The 13,573-nt window shown below is 72.1% G+C and carries 10 protein-coding genes; 3 read left to right on the top strand and 7 right to left on the bottom strand.

The features are described 5' to 3' along the window. The first annotated feature begins 4 nt into the window (after nt 1-4). The gene (locus tag ACIA6A_RS00315) at nt 5-1,564 is read left to right on the top strand and encodes a condensation domain-containing protein (protein ID WP_396095153.1); all 1,560 of its coding nucleotides are present in this window, start codon (nt 5-7) and stop codon (nt 1,562-1,564) included. A gap of 16 nt (nt 1,565-1,580) precedes the next feature. Here ACIA6A_RS00315 and ACIA6A_RS00310 read toward each other — a convergent pair whose 3' ends face one another. The 5 genes from ACIA6A_RS00310 to ACIA6A_RS00290 all read right to left on the bottom strand — a co-directional run bounded on the left by ACIA6A_RS00310 (nt 1,581) and on the right by ACIA6A_RS00290 (nt 8,117). Further along, a complete protein-coding gene (locus ACIA6A_RS00310) occupies nt 1,581-2,576 on the bottom strand; it encodes an aldo/keto reductase (RefSeq protein ID WP_396095152.1) in 996 nt (331 codons plus the stop codon). Between the two features lie 123 nt (nt 2,577-2,699). Further along, nucleotides 2,700-3,845 carry a type III PLP-dependent enzyme gene (locus tag ACIA6A_RS00305; protein ID WP_396095151.1) on the bottom strand — a complete coding sequence of 382 codons (1,146 nt, stop codon included), beginning with the start codon at nt 3,843-3,845 and terminating at the stop codon, nt 2,700-2,702. After that, nucleotides 3,832-5,442, bottom strand: coding sequence for an IucA/IucC family protein (locus ACIA6A_RS00300; protein ID WP_396095150.1), 1,611 nt, complete (start codon nt 5,440-5,442; stop codon nt 3,832-3,834). Before ACIA6A_RS00300 ends, ACIA6A_RS00305 begins: the two co-directional genes overlap by 14 nt. After that, on the bottom strand, nt 5,439-7,049 hold the full coding sequence (locus tag ACIA6A_RS00295; protein WP_396095149.1) for an IucA/IucC family protein: 1,611 nt from the start codon (nt 7,047-7,049) through the stop codon (nt 5,439-5,441). The genes ACIA6A_RS00300 and ACIA6A_RS00295 overlap by 4 nt, the downstream gene beginning before the upstream one ends. Nucleotides 7,050-7,232: 183 nt before the next feature. Then, nucleotides 7,233-8,117: an alpha/beta fold hydrolase gene (locus ACIA6A_RS00290; RefSeq protein ID WP_396095147.1), complete on the bottom strand. Its 885-nt coding sequence runs from the start codon at nt 8,115-8,117 to the stop codon at nt 7,233-7,235. Between the two features lie 35 nt (nt 8,118-8,152). Between ACIA6A_RS00290 and ACIA6A_RS00285 the strand changes: the two genes are divergently transcribed. Beyond that, the gene (locus tag ACIA6A_RS00285) at nt 8,153-8,749 is read left to right on the top strand and encodes a TetR/AcrR family transcriptional regulator (RefSeq protein WP_396095146.1); all 597 of its coding nucleotides are present in this window, start codon (nt 8,153-8,155) and stop codon (nt 8,747-8,749) included. On the opposite strand, the gene ACIA6A_RS00280 is transcribed toward ACIA6A_RS00285, so the two are convergent. Continuing rightward, the gene (locus ACIA6A_RS00280; protein ID WP_396095145.1) at nt 8,746-9,729 is read right to left on the bottom strand and encodes an NAD-dependent epimerase/dehydratase family protein; all 984 of its coding nucleotides are present in this window, start codon (nt 9,727-9,729) and stop codon (nt 8,746-8,748) included. The genes ACIA6A_RS00285 and ACIA6A_RS00280 overlap by 4 nt on opposite strands. 78 nt (nt 9,730-9,807) lie before the next feature. On the opposite strand from ACIA6A_RS00280, the gene ACIA6A_RS00275 reads away from it, so the two are divergent. Next, complete coding sequence (locus ACIA6A_RS00275) at nt 9,808-13,050, top strand: NACHT domain-containing protein (RefSeq protein ID WP_396095144.1); 3,243 nt, start codon at nt 9,808-9,810, stop codon at nt 13,048-13,050. Here the strand turns inward: ACIA6A_RS00275 and ACIA6A_RS00270 are convergent. Next, nucleotides 13,037-13,561, bottom strand: a complete 525-nt coding sequence (locus ACIA6A_RS00270) for a 2'-5' RNA ligase family protein (protein WP_396095143.1) — start codon at nt 13,559-13,561, stop codon at nt 13,037-13,039. The two genes, ACIA6A_RS00275 and ACIA6A_RS00270, sit on opposite strands and share 14 nt — an antisense overlap. Between the last annotated feature and the right edge of the window lie 12 nt (nt 13,562-13,573).

Below are 13,573 nucleotides of genomic sequence, written 5' to 3'. Positions count from 1 at the left end.
CGACATGGGATCCGTGTCGAGTACTCCGCTGGAGGCGGCGCCGCTGCGCCGGATGGCCGCCGTGTGGGAGCAGATGTTGCAGACGGACGGGATCGGCCCGGACGACTCGTTCTTCACCCTGGGCGGGCAGTCCGTGCTGGCCGGTGCCCTGGTCCGGGCGGCGGGTGAGCGGTTCGGGGTGCGGATCCCGATCCGGGCGCTGTTCGAGCACTCCCGGCTGGGTGACTTCACCGAGCACGTGCTGGGGCTGACGGCACCCGCGTCGGCCCGGCCGGATGCCGCCGCCCCGGACGTGCCGCTGGCGATGACCGCCTTCCAGCAGCGCATCTGGCTGGCCGAGCAGATCGATCCGAGCGTCCGCAACCACGTGCCGCTCGCCTGGCGGGTGGCGGGCCGGCTGGACCCCGGCCGGCTGCGTGAGGCGCTGGCCCGGCTGGTCGCCGGCTACGAGATCCTGCGGACCCGGTTCGTCGAGGAGGACCACGGGCTGGTGGTGCGGCTGCGGGAACCCTGGACCCCGCCGGTGGAACCGCTCGATCCGCGCCACGGCCCCGATGCCATGACGGACTGGCTGGACGCCGCCCTGCGCCGGCCGTTCGACCTCGAGTCCGGACAGCTGTTCCGGGTCGCCCTCGGTGATCTCGGCGACGGGCGGCAGGTGCTGCTGTTCTGCCTGCACCACCTGGTGATCGACGGCGAGTCGATCCCTGTGCTGCTCGCGGAGCTCGACCGGCTCTACCCGGCCGCCCCGGTCCCGGCGCGACCCGTCGTGCAGTACCGGGAGTTCGCCGCCTACCAGCAAGCGCAGCGCGACAGCGACGCCTGGAACGCCGACCTGGAGTACTGGACCGCCGCGTTGGCGGGGGCACCCGCGGACACCCCGCTGACCCCACCGGCGCAGCCGGAACCGAACGGGGCGTTCCGGATCCCGTTGCCCGCCGGGCTGCTGGACTCGCTGGGCGGCGTGCAGTCCGGGCACGGTGTCAGCTGGTTCATGGTGGTCGCCACCGCGCTGGCGGTGACCCTGCACCGCCGGACCGGCCTCGACGACGTCACGTTCGGATCCCCGGCGGTGGACCGCGACCAGCCCCGCTTCGCCGGCCTGCTCGGTCCCTGCCTGAACACGGTGGTGCTGCGCTCCCGGGTGTCCGCGGACAGCACCGTGCTGGACGCTCTGCTGCGGATGCGCGGTGCGGCACTGGGCGCGCTGGAGCACCAGACGATCCAGTTCGACGACGTGGTCACCCGGCTGAAGCCCGCCCGGCGGTTCGGGCACACCCCGTACGTGAACGTCACGCTGAACATGAACCTGCTGGACGGCCACGCCGCCGTGCTGGGCGGGGCGAGCCTGACGCCGGTGCTGAATGACTCGTTGCGCAGCGAGAACGCCAAGTTCGGCCTGACGGTGACGGTGGCGCACCAGGACGGCGAGCTGATCGCCCTGGTCGCCCACCGCGGCGATCAGCTCGGCGCCGGCCCGGCCCGGGAGCTGGCCGGCGACCTCGCCGGCCTGCTCACCCGTTTCCCGCGGGCCCTCGACGAGCCGGTCCTGCGGCGCGACTGAGCCGCTCCGGAACGCCTCAGTGCTGGCCCGGCAGGTGCGTGATGGGATGCCCGGAGACCTCGTGCGGCTGGTACAACTCCTCGAGATAGCTGATCTCGTCGGCGTCGAGCTCCACGTCCACCGCGTCGATGGCGTCCTGCAGGTGACCCATTCTGGTGAGGCCGACGATGGGCGCGGTGATCTCCGGCTTGGAGAGCATCCACGCCAGCGCGAGCTGCGCCATCGGCAGCTCACGTTTGGCGGCCAGCTGGGCGAGCCGGGTGACGATCTCGCGATCGGTGTCGCGGTACAACGACTTGCCGAACACGTCGGTCTCGCTGCGGGCGCTGACGGTGTCCCACTCGCGGGTGAGCCGTCCCCGGGCCAGCGGGCTCCACGGGATGACGCCGATGCCCTGGTCGGCGCAGAGCGGCAGCATCTCGCGTTCCTCCTCGCGGTAGATCAGGTTGTAGTGGTTCTGCATGGTGGTGAACGGGGTCCAGCCGTTGCGCTCGGCGATGTGCTGGGCCTTGGCGAACTGCCAGGCCCACATCGACGACGCACCGATGTGCAGCGCCTTGCCCGCCTTGACCACGTCGTGCAGCGCCTCCATGGTGGTCTCGATCGGTGTCGCCGGGTCCCACCGGTGGATCTGATACAGGTCGACGTAGTCGGTGCCGAGCCGGTGCAGGCTCTTGTCGATCTCGGCCATGATCGCCTTGCGGGACAGGCCCACACCGTTGGGCCCGGGACGGGTACGCCCGTGGACCTTGGTCGCCAGCACGATCTCGTCGCGGTGGCCGTACTCGCGCAGGATCTGCCCGACGATCTTCTCGCTGCTCCCGGCGGAGTAGACGTTGGCGGTGTCCACGAAGTTCACCCCGGCCTCCAGGGCGTGCAGCAGCATCGGCCGGGCCTGGTCGAGGTCGAGGGTCCAGCCGTGCACGCCGTTGCCGGGCGTGCCGAAACTCAGGGCCCCCAGGCAGATCCGGGACACGTCCATGCCGGTCGAGCCGAGCTTGACGAACTTCACGATGATTCCCCCCGATGGGATCGGTTCCGCCGACGTCGAACACTCGATGTTGGCAAGGGCGCCGCCGTCATCGCAAGGGTCGGCGGCGAGGAATCGAGTGAGAAGCGTCAATGTCCGAGGGGGTCACAGCACGATGAAGTCCGGGGCCGGGTGGCGCAGGAAATCGTGGTGGGAGATGTCCCAGCCGTAGGCGCCGGTGCGGGCGAAGACCAGGACGTCGCCGATGCCGAGCCGGTCCACGCGCCGGGCCCGGGCCAGTACGTCGCGCGGCGTGCACAGCTCACCCACCGCGTCGACCTCGACATCGGACACCGTCGGGCGTTCCCACGGGTGGTCCCAGGCCGGGCGCGGCAGCACCGTGAACGGGTGGCTGTATCCCCAGGCGGCGGGCAGCCGGAAATGGTGGGTGCCGCCGCGCAGCACCGCGAACCAGCGCCCGTGGGTGAGCTTCAGGTCGACGACCTCCGCGGCGTACCAGCCGGCGTCGGCCGCGAGGAACCGGCCGGGTTCGACGATCAGCTCCACGCCGGCCGGCACCCCGACCGACGACAGCGGGGCCAGGTCGATGCTGTCGTCGCTCAGGTAGTCGACGCCGAACCCGCCGCCCGCGTTCACGATCCGCAGGTCCACACCGTGCTCGGCGGCGGCGCGCGCGGACCAGGCCAGACAGTCGGTGAGGAACCGGGCGTGGGCCGCGCCGTCGAGATTGTTCGACACCGCGTGCAGGTGGAAACCGATGATCCGGACGTGGTCGTGGGGGAGGGCGAAGAAAGCACCCAGGGCGGCCTCGTCGACACCGAACGGGGTGGGTGTGCCGGTCATCGCGTGGGTGCCGCCGGGGCCGGCGGTCGCGCGGTTCACCCGTACACAGGCGTCCACGACGACCCCCGCGGCCCGGGCCAGGTGATCCAGCCGGAGCAGTTCCTGGCCGCTCTCGATGTTGATCTGCGCGCCCGCGGCGACGGCCGCGGACAGCTCCGCGCCGGTCTTGGCCGGACCCCCGAACACGATCCGCCGGGCCCGGGCGCCGGCCGCCAGGCGCAACTCACCGCCGGACGCGACCTCCAGGCCGTCACACACCTGAGACAGCGCCCGTACGACCTCCGGGTGCCCGTTGGCCTTCACCGCGTACAGCACGGTGGTGCCGGCGGGCAGCGCCGCGCGCAGCTGCGCGACCCGGTCCCGCAGGACCTGCCGGTCGTAGACGTAGGCGCACACCGGCGACGGCAGGTCACGCAGTGCGGTGAGGACCGGTTCAGGCGCGGGCATGCAGGGGATTCTCCACCGGCAGGTACTCGTCGCCGGCCCCGGCCAGCCGCATCCGGACCAGCGCCTTGTGCGGCACCGTCGGCGCGGTGAACGCGGCGTGGTCCGGGCCCGGCCCGCCGACGGCGTCGTAGACCTCGTCGACGACCGCGCGCACGATGCGCCACGCGGCGTCCTCGGCCAGGCCACCGTCGGCGAGCCGGATGATCAGCTCACCCAGGTGGGCCTGGAACGCGGTGTAGCCGATCTTCGCGCGCAGCACCTCCTCGTCGGCGGTGCCGACCACCGATCCCGGCCACAGCTCGACGTGGTGCCCGGCCGCGGCGAGCCGGCCCGGGTGCAGCCGCAACCCGGCGAAGTCGCGCACCGCCAGCCGGTGCGGCACCCCCGCCACGAACGTCGGCAGGCAGTTCTGCAGATGCGCCTCCAGCGCCACCCCGCGCAGGGTGAGCCGCAGCAGCGGCGGCAGCACCAGGCGGGCGTACGCGTCCAGGAAGGCCCCCGCCGCACCCGGGCCGGCGGCGCGTCCGGTGGTCCTCGCGAACGCGGCCACGAGCTCGCCGGCCACGAACGGCAGCGCACCCCCGGCGACCGCCCGCTCACCCGGCTCCAGGCGGCCGGTGAGCCCGTCCCGCATGATCGCCGACACGTCCCGGCCCGACCCGGCGGGCACCGCGGCCCCGGCCGGCTCGGCCATCAGCAGCAGCCGGCCGGCGTCCGGGTCCTCGGCGACCAGGCGGTGCAGCAGTGCCGAGACCGGGGCGCCGTTGCGGGTGCTGGCCACCGAGATGCTCCGCCGCGTCGAGGTGACCTGGATGTCCAGCGACACCTTCACGTACCGGCGGCTGCCGTCCGCGGCGGCGGGCAGCAGCAGCGTGCGCAACGCCGCGGTGGGCACGGCGTCGAGCTCGTCGTCGAGGATCCGCATCACCCCGTCGGCGAGCAGCGCCGCATACCGGCTGCGCAGCACCGCGTCCCGCTGCCAGGCGTGCACCGGCAGCAGCCGGTAACCGGGCGGCGGCGCGGACAGCCACGGGTACGCCCCGCGCAGCACCTGCCCCACGTCGTCACCGAGGTGGGCATCGTCGCGCACGGCCACGAACCCGAGCCGGGTGTGCCCGGCCTCCAGGTCGTGGGCCAGCACGTCGCTGGTGTCCCAGCCCAGCCGGGTCCGCCCGCACGGGTGCAGGTTGTGCCCGGCCACGGCCAGGCGTTCCCCGGCGATCGCGTCGGCGTCCGGGTCACCGCCGGGCAGTGCGTGCTCCTGACGGGTCATGGCGACGGCCAGGTTGACGACCGCGTTGCGCAGTTCCGCGGCCAGCCCGGCCGCTCCCGGCAGCCTGGCCGGCAGCAGGTCGGCGGGGTCGGCGGCGCCCGCGGCGGGATACTCGACCCGCCCGAACGCGTGCACCCGGCCACCCGGCCCGGGCGGCACGATCCGTTCCCGGACCAGGGCGCCGCGCAGCCGCCGCCCCACGATGTCGGCGGCGACCGGCAGCGCGGCGGTGAACGGTGCGGTGAGCCCCGGCGCGTGCACGTCGAGTGCGGCGGCGGTGTGCCCGGCGGTCAGGGAGAGCCGGCGGGCGAGACTACGCGTCATAGGGCGGCCATCGGGTTGTCGAGGTGGACCCACACGTCGTCGAGCGGGTCGGTGGCCAGGCGCATCGCCGTGGTCGCCTTGAGCGGCAGCGGGTCGGTGAGCATCCGTGCGCCGTCGCTCGTGCCGGCCGCCGCGACGGCCTGCGCGGTGACCGCCCACAGCTTCGCCGGGTCGGCACCACCGCGCTCGAGCACCGCGACCAACTGCCCGGTCACCGTGCCCAGGACCGCGGCGGCCAGCTTCGTGCGCAGCACCGCCGGGTCGTCGCTGGGCAGATCACCGGCCAGCGGCGGCACCTGCACCCCGGCGGCGGCCAGCCGGCGCGCGCTGACCCGCACCCCACCGAAGTCCCGGTACAGGATCCGCACCGGGCGCAGCTCCCGGTCCAGCACGACCAGGGTGTTCTGCCCGTGCGCCTCCAGCGCGACACCCCGGTCGAGCACGGTCAGCAGCGGCGGCAGCAGCAGGTGCATGAAGTCGTGCCACCACGCGTACGGGGCGGCGGCCGCGTGGATCAGCAACGGCCGCCCGTCGTACGGGTCGGGGGCGGCCAGCGCGGCCAGCGGCAGCACGATCTGTCCGGGGGCGGTCCGGGGCGCTTCCCGGCGCAGGTGGGCCAGGTGCCGGTCGGCGACCCCGTCCACGAGGACCGCCCCGGCCCCGGTCTCGGCCAGAACGTCCAGCGGCAGATCGGCGGTCAGCTCCCGAAGCAGCACGGACAGCCGCGGCCCGTTGTGCACGGCGGCCGGCGACACGGTGCGGACGGCGGAGGTCATCTGGATGTCCACCGCGGTCTTCACGTGCCCGGCCCCGGTGTCGACGGTCCGCAACGACATCAACGGCCGCACCGGCCCGGTCTCGCCGTCGGGCACCAGCCACGGATGGCGCTCCCGCAGCCGCTCGGCCTGCCACGGATGGGCGAGCAGCACCGGCGGCCCGTCGCCGTACCACTGGTCCGCCGGCACCCGTAGCTTGCGCAACCGGAACGTGGGCCGGTGCTCCGGCGCGTAGGCGAGGACGTCGGCGACGCCGAGCCCGGTCCGGGTCCGGCAACAGGGATGCAGCGGATGCCCGTCCACCACCAGCTGTTCCACGGTGGCCAGATCAACCCCGGGACGCAGGGTACGGGTGGCAGCGGCCGGCCGGTCGGCGTAGGCGAGAGCCAGATTGGCGACACTGTTGGCGATCTCGTCGCGGAAGCCGTCCGCCCAGCCCAGGGCCGTGACCAGCGCGACCGGATCGGTGAGTGCCGCACCCGCGACGGTGGCGGTGAGCCCGGCTCGCACCGCGGCGAACGGCCGCGCCGCCGCCGCGGGAAAAACCACGTCCCCGACCCGTGTGGTCCGCTCTGCGGTCGCGGAACGGCCCGGCGCCCCGGACGCGGTCGGCGCGGTGGCGGTGCTCCCGGAGAACGACCGGCCCGCACCGTCCCGGGCGTGCGCCGGCCCGGTGGCCGAGCCGGCTCCGGGGAGGGGCTCGCGGTCGAGGGCGCCGAGGAGCCGGGCCAGGATCTCGGCCCGGGCCTGCGGCAGCGCCCGGTCGTAGGATCCGGTCAGGTCCGGACGGACGATCGAGAGCTCGGTGGACACATCCTCATTCTCCGTCACCCCAACATCCTAGGATGCTTTAGCGGGTGTGCGCGACTCCACACGGTCACGGCATGGTCAAAGACAAAAAGGAATCAACGACTACCTGCTATTTGGATCTGAGCAGTTCACGGACCCGAGAAAGACCCGGCCCGGGGTCCAGGACGCCGGGAACCCCGGTGTTCAAGATCACGGGTAGGTGGCTCAGCGGTGCCCGGCGGTGAGAAACATGCTGATCCGGTCGGTGACCAGGTCCGGGAAGCGTGTCGGCAGGTCGTGGGTGGCGTCCGGGATCACCTCGGCCCGGGCGTGCGGCATCACGCGGTGGATGCGGTCGGCGACGGCGCTCGCGTCGTACAGCTGGCTGCGGGCTCCCAGCAGCACCAGCGTGGGCGCGGTGACGGCGGCGAGTTCGTCGTCGGTGAGCGGGGTCGCGCCGGGCAGGCGGCGGCGGAACGCCAGGGAGACCTTGACCTGTTTCATGAGGTTGTCGTCGCGCAGGGTGGCGTTGCCGAGGGGCCCGGCGAGGCGGCGCCGGACGGGGCTGGGGGTGAGGGCGGCGAGGCCGCCGGCGATGACCCAGGCGAGGAAGCGGGTGCTGATGGTGCCGAGGCCGGCGGGGTCGATGAGGGTGAGGCCGGCGGCGTGGCCGGGGTGGTGGTGTTCGTGCTGGAGGGCGAGCCAGCCGCCGTTGGACATGCCGACGAGGTGGGGGTGGGTGAGGCCGAGGCTGTCGAGGGCCTGGTGGAGGGCGTCGGTGGCGTCGTGGGTGGTGGTGATGGGGGTTCTCTGGTGGCTGGCGCCGGGTTCGCCGAGGAGGTCGAGGGTGATGACGGGGTGGTGGGTGCTGAGGGCGGCGATGTAGTGGTGCCAGGAGAGGGTGTTGCCGCCGGCGCCGGGGAGCAGGACGACGGGGGTGCCTTCGGTGGGGCCGAAGCGGTAGGCGGTGACGTCGCCGTAGGTGGTGGGTGCGGTGACGGGGCGGGGTGTGGGTGGGCCGAGGTCGGTGAGGGCCTGCTGGTAGACGGTGTGGAATCGTGTTCGGGCGCGGTCGTTGGTGAATTCGCTGATCCGGGCCGGCGTTTTCATGGTACGAACGTATCACAAAAAGGGGACGGTTCCTGATGCCCAAGCGGGTCGACCACGACGAGCGGCGCCGGCACATCGCGGCGGCGTTGCTCACGATCGCGGAGCAGCGCGGGTTGCAGCACGCCAGCATGCGGGAGGTCGCGGCGGCGGCCGGGGTGTCGGTGCGGCTGTTGCAGTACTACTTCACGACCAAGGACGAGCTGGTCCTGGCGGCGCTGGGATTCCTCACCGCGGAGCTGGACGCCCGGTTCCGGCGGCGGATCAGGGAGCTGGGGTCGCCGCCGGAACCGCGGGACGTGGTGTACGCGACGTTGCTGGCGGTGCTGCCGACCGACCCGGAGAGCGTGCGGCTGACCCGTACCTATGCTGCTTTCTACAGTCTGGTGCTGGTGGAGCCACATCTGGTGAAGGACGGGACGCCGCAGCCGGACGGGTTGGAGCGGTTCCTCGCGGGGCAGTTGCGGGCGGCGCAGGAGGCGGGGGTGGCGCGGGCCGGGCTGGATCCGGATCTGACCGCGGCGGGGCTGCTGGCGATGACGAACGGGCTGGGTTCGAGTGTGCTGGGTGGGCAGCGCGACGCGCAGGAGGCGGTGCGGGTGCTGAGGTACCACTTGGACGGTCTCTTCGTCTAGCTGAGGGCGCGGGCTTCCTTCTCGGGGCTGAGGCCCAGGGTGGTGCGGCCGGGGCGCGCGGTGGGGGTGCCGGTGTACGTCTGCAGCCAGGCCCAGGTGTCGGTGACGGTGTCGCGGGCGGGCCGGGGTCGCAGGCCGGCGTTCAGGGCTTTGGTGACGTCGCCCTGGTGGATGTAGGCGTGGTCGTCGCCGGGTGGCATCCAGATGGGTAGTTCGGTCCAGGGCTGGATGCCGGCGGCGAGGATCCTGTCGGGTGGGGTCCAGCGCAGGTCGGCGTGGGAGCCGGTGACGTCGTTGGCGGTGTCGAGCAGGTCGCCGATGGTGGTGTGCCCGGAGGGGCTGACCACGGTGTAGGCGCCGCTGAGTCCGCGGGTGGCGGCGTCGAGGGTGAACGTGGCGAGGTCGCGGGCGTCGATGATCTGCAGGGGCAGGTCGCGGGGGCCGGGGGCGAGGGTGGGTCCGCCTCTGGCGAGGCGGTGCAGCCACCAGGGGAGCCGGCCGATGTTCTCGTACGGTCCGAGGACGAGTCCGGCGCGGGCGTGCAGCACGGGTACGTCGAAGTGCTGGTCGGCGGCGAGTTCGGCGCCGCGTTTCGCGGCGGCGTAGTCGGTTTCGTCGCCGGCGTCGGGTGATCCGTCGACGACGGGTGATTGTTCGGTGATGGGTGTGGGCCCGGCGCCGGTGTAGACGTTGCGGCTGGAGATGTAGGCGTAGTGCCCGGCGTGGCCGCTGAGGGTTTTCGCGGCGTCGCGGACGGCGGTGGGTGCCCAGGACCAGGTGTTGACGACGAGGTCGAAGGTGGTGCCGCGCAGCGCGTCGAGGCCGCCGGGCCTGGTGCGGTCGCCGGTGAGGGCGGTGACGCCGGGTGGGGCGGGCCGGTTGCCGCGGTTGAGGACGGTGGTGTCGTATCCGCGGTCGAGGGCTTCGTCGAGCAGTGCCCGGCCGACGAACTCGGTTCCCCCGAGGACGAGAAGTCTCATCCGTCGATCCTGCCCCGGGTGTGTCGGGTTGGCGACGGGCGCTGGGCGTGTCGGTGGATCGCGATGATTGTTGGTCGGGTGGCTGGGGTCGAGACGGCGTTGTTGCGTGCGGCGGGGTCGGTGGTGTCGCTGGCCGGGAAGTGGTGGCTGGGTAAGCGCCGGGATCGGCGGGAGCGTGGTGCGCCCCTGATCGAGTTGATCGGTGCGGGCATCGCCGACGATCTTGGGGTGCGTAAGGCGGGGCGGCGTCTCGACGACATCATGGATGTGGTGTTCGAGCGGTTGCAGCCGTTGGTCCGGCGCCGCGACGGCGGGTTGCCGGAGGGTGAGATCGTCGCCGCGCTGGACGCGGTGGCGCGCACGCTGGACACGGCGGATCTGTCGGATGCGGCGTTGTTCGCCGATGATGTCGATCCGGTGCTGGTGGCGGCCCGGTTGCGGCGGGAGTTGCCGGGTGTTCCGGAGCGGGCCGGGCTGGGTGAGGCCGCGGTGTTGTTGTATGCGCGGGTGCTCGACGAGTCGTGTGTGTGCTTGACCCAGCTTGTGGTGCAGCTGGGGCCGTTCCAGGCGCGGGCGTCGGTGCAGGTGCTGGAGCGGTTGACGGTGGTGGCGGAGAGTTTGGCGCAGGTGCTGGCCCGGGTGCCGGTGACGAGTCTGGACGCCCCGGCCGGGGACCGGCATGACGACGAGTTCCGTGGCCGTTATCTGCGGCAGGTCCTGGACAAGCTGGATCTGCTGGAGTTGTTCGGGGTCAATGTGCACCGTTACCGGTTGCGGACCCCGTTGAGTATCGCGTACATCAGTCTGGCGGTGAGTGGTGCCGCGGTCCGGCGTCGGGGGATGCGGTGGGATCCGGGCCGGTTCCGGCGCGACGGTGCCGATGGCAGCGCGTCGGTCCGGGCGGAGCAGGCGCTGGGCAGCGCTGACCGGATCCTGTTGCGTGGTGATGCGGGTTCGGGCAAGACGACGTTGCTGCAGTGGATCGCGGTGACGGCGGCCCGGCAGGGTTTCACCGGTGATCTGGAGTCGTGGAACGGGCGGACCCCGTTCCTGGTCCGCTTGCGTGATCATGTGAAGCAGGGGCTGCCTGCCCCGGAGCGGTTCCTCGACAAGCTCGCGGCGGTGGTCGCGGCGCAGATGCCGGCGCTGTGGGTGCATCGCCGGCTGGCAGCGGGGGCGATCCTGCTGGTCGACGGGGTGGACGAGGTTCCCGAGGGTCAGCGGCGCGAGGTCCGGGAGTGGTTACGCGGTCTGCTGCGGGAGTATCCGGATCTGCGGGTGGTGGTGACGTCCCGTCCGGCGGCGGCGTCGGCCCGCTGGTTGGACGTGGAGGGTTTCACCTCGATCGTGCTGGAGCGGATGAGTCCGGCAGATGTGAAGGCGTTGATCCGGCACTGGCACGAGGCGGTTCGCCGGGCGGGGGACCTGCCGTGCGAGCCGCACCGGTTGCCGGGTTACGAGCAGCGGTTGCTGGCTCAGCTCGATGGCAGTGCTCACCTGCAGAACCTTGCCGGGAGTCCGTTGTTGTGCGCGATGTTGTGCGCGTTGAACCTGGACCGGGACAGCAACCTGCCTCGTAACCGTATGGACATCTACCAGGCGGCGATCGACATGCTCCTGCATGAGCGTGACGACAAGCGGGGCGTGCACAACGAGTTGAGGGAGTTGACCAGCGGTGATCAGGCGCAGCTGCTGCAGGAGGTCGCCTGGTGGCTGACCGAGAACGGCCGTGCCGAGTTGTCCCGGGAGGAGGCGGAGGCCCGCGTCGAGCGCCGTCTGGCCGGGATCCGGCACATCACCGACTCGGCCGGTCCTGTGCTGGACCACATGATCCAGCGCAGCGGCGTGCTGCGTGAGCCGGTGGTGGGCCGGGTCGACTTCGTGCACCGCACGTTCCAGGAGTACCTGGCGGCCCGGGAGGCGGCTGACCAGGGCCGGGCGGGGGCGTTGGTCGCCCACGCCCACCTCGACACGTGGCGCGAGACCATTGTTCTGGCGGCGGGTCATGCGAATGCGGTGGTCCGTCGGGAACTCCTCACCGGTCTCCTCGATCTTGCCGAGCAGCAGCCCCAGCATGCCCGGAAGCTGCGCCTGCTGGCGGCGGCGTGTCTGGAGACCTCTCCGGCGGTGGACCCGGGGGTCCTGTCCCAGATCCGAGCCCACCTGCGGGGCCTGATGCCGCGGTCCCTCGCGGAGGCGCCGTCGCTGGCCGCGGTGGGCGAATCCATCTTGGCGGAACTGCCTGCCGATCTGAGCACCCTGAGTGAGGCCCGGGCCGCCGCCGTGGTCCGGACGGTGGCTCTGGCGAACGGCCCGGCCGCTCTCACCGTACTGGCCCGGTATGCCACGGATCCGCGTCCTCGTGTCCAGCGGCAGTTGATCGCCGGGTGGGACTACTTCGACCCTCTGGACTACGCGGAGCGGGTGCTCGCCGATGCGCCTCTGGACAACGGCTCGGTCAAGGTGGGCAATGTGTCCCTGCTCCCGGGGCTGTCTCGGCTACGGCACCTCAGCAGTACGGGGGTCGAGGTGACCCAGAGCATCGACGTCAGCTTGCTGGCCGGCGTCCCCTTCCTGCATGAGGTGAGCCTGGATGGCGGGCTCACCGGAGAGTTGGGGGACCTCGCCGGCCACACCGGTCTTCATTCGCTCACGGCTGACGTTCGCGGCCGGCACCAGGACCTCTCGTGGCTGCGGGGGCTACCGGAACTCACCATGTTGTTCCTGTGGGGCACCCACCCGGACCAGGATCTGACCATCCTGGCTCAGCTGCCGAACCTGAAGAAGCTGGCCTTGCACGGTCATGTCGACATCATGCGGATTCTCGCCGGGCTCCCCGGGTTGGAGCTTTTCTCGGGGGCGATGCCGGCGGGGTGGGACCCGTCGACGCTGAATGCCCTGGTGGATCTCAAGGCGCTGGTGCTGGTCGCGGTCGGTGAACCTCGTGGTGGGGTCACCGCCCTGGTCAGTCACCTTCATCGTCCTGAGCTGCTTTACCTGGGCAGATGCGGGTGGTTGACGGACCTGACCGCGCTGGCGGGGCTCGTCACCCTGACGAAGCTCTCGATCGAGGAAGTGTCAGCCACGGATCTGGGGCCCCTGGCCGGGCTGCCCCTGGTGCGTTCTCTGACCATCGGGAACGGCGGCCATCACCTCGATCTCACGCCCCTGGCCGGGCTGACGCCGTTGCGGGATCTCAAGATCACGAAGTCGCCCGCCGGTCTTGACCTGGCACCGCTGAGCGGTGGAAAGGTCACCGTCCATCTGCCGCGTGGGCTGCCGGTGCGTGGGGCTGAGGGTGTTCGCGTCAAACGGTTCTGAGCAGGGGGAAGGCGTGGCGGGTGTGCCAGTTCGGGCCGGGTTCGGGGGTGCCCTGGATGAGGTGCAGGGCGGTGATGTGAGCGGTTAGGGGTAGGTGGGCCTCGACGTCGGTGGCGGCCTGGGCGAGGACCGGGCGGGGGTGGTCGTGGGCGATGGTGAGGTGGGGGACGACCTCGGGGAACGCGCCGCCGTACGGGAGGGCCCGGGGGAAGGCTGTGGTGATCGCCTCGGTGAGGGTGATCAGGGGTTGGGCGGGGTCGGGGGCGAGCCAGACGACGGTGTCGCCGAACCAGGCGGTGCGGGTGAGGGTGATGGCGGGCAGGGGGTGGGCGGTGGTGATCGCCTGGAGGGTGGTGATGACCTCGGGGGTGATGTCGTCCGGGGGCAGGAACGGGTGGACGACGGTGATGTGGGCGGGGACTCCCCAGCTCGCGGCCCGGTCGAGGTGGGCGCGGTGGTGGGCGACCGCGGGTTCGGCGGCGGGGACCGGGATGATCAGCGCGGTCTGCATGGGGCCTGATGG

This window comes from Actinoplanes sp. NPDC051494, assembly GCF_044454705.1.
Lineage (GTDB): Bacteria > Actinomycetota > Actinomycetes > Mycobacteriales > Micromonosporaceae > Actinoplanes.
Note: the sequence above shows the minus strand (reverse complement) of the source record. Positions and strands in the feature narration are given on the sequence as shown.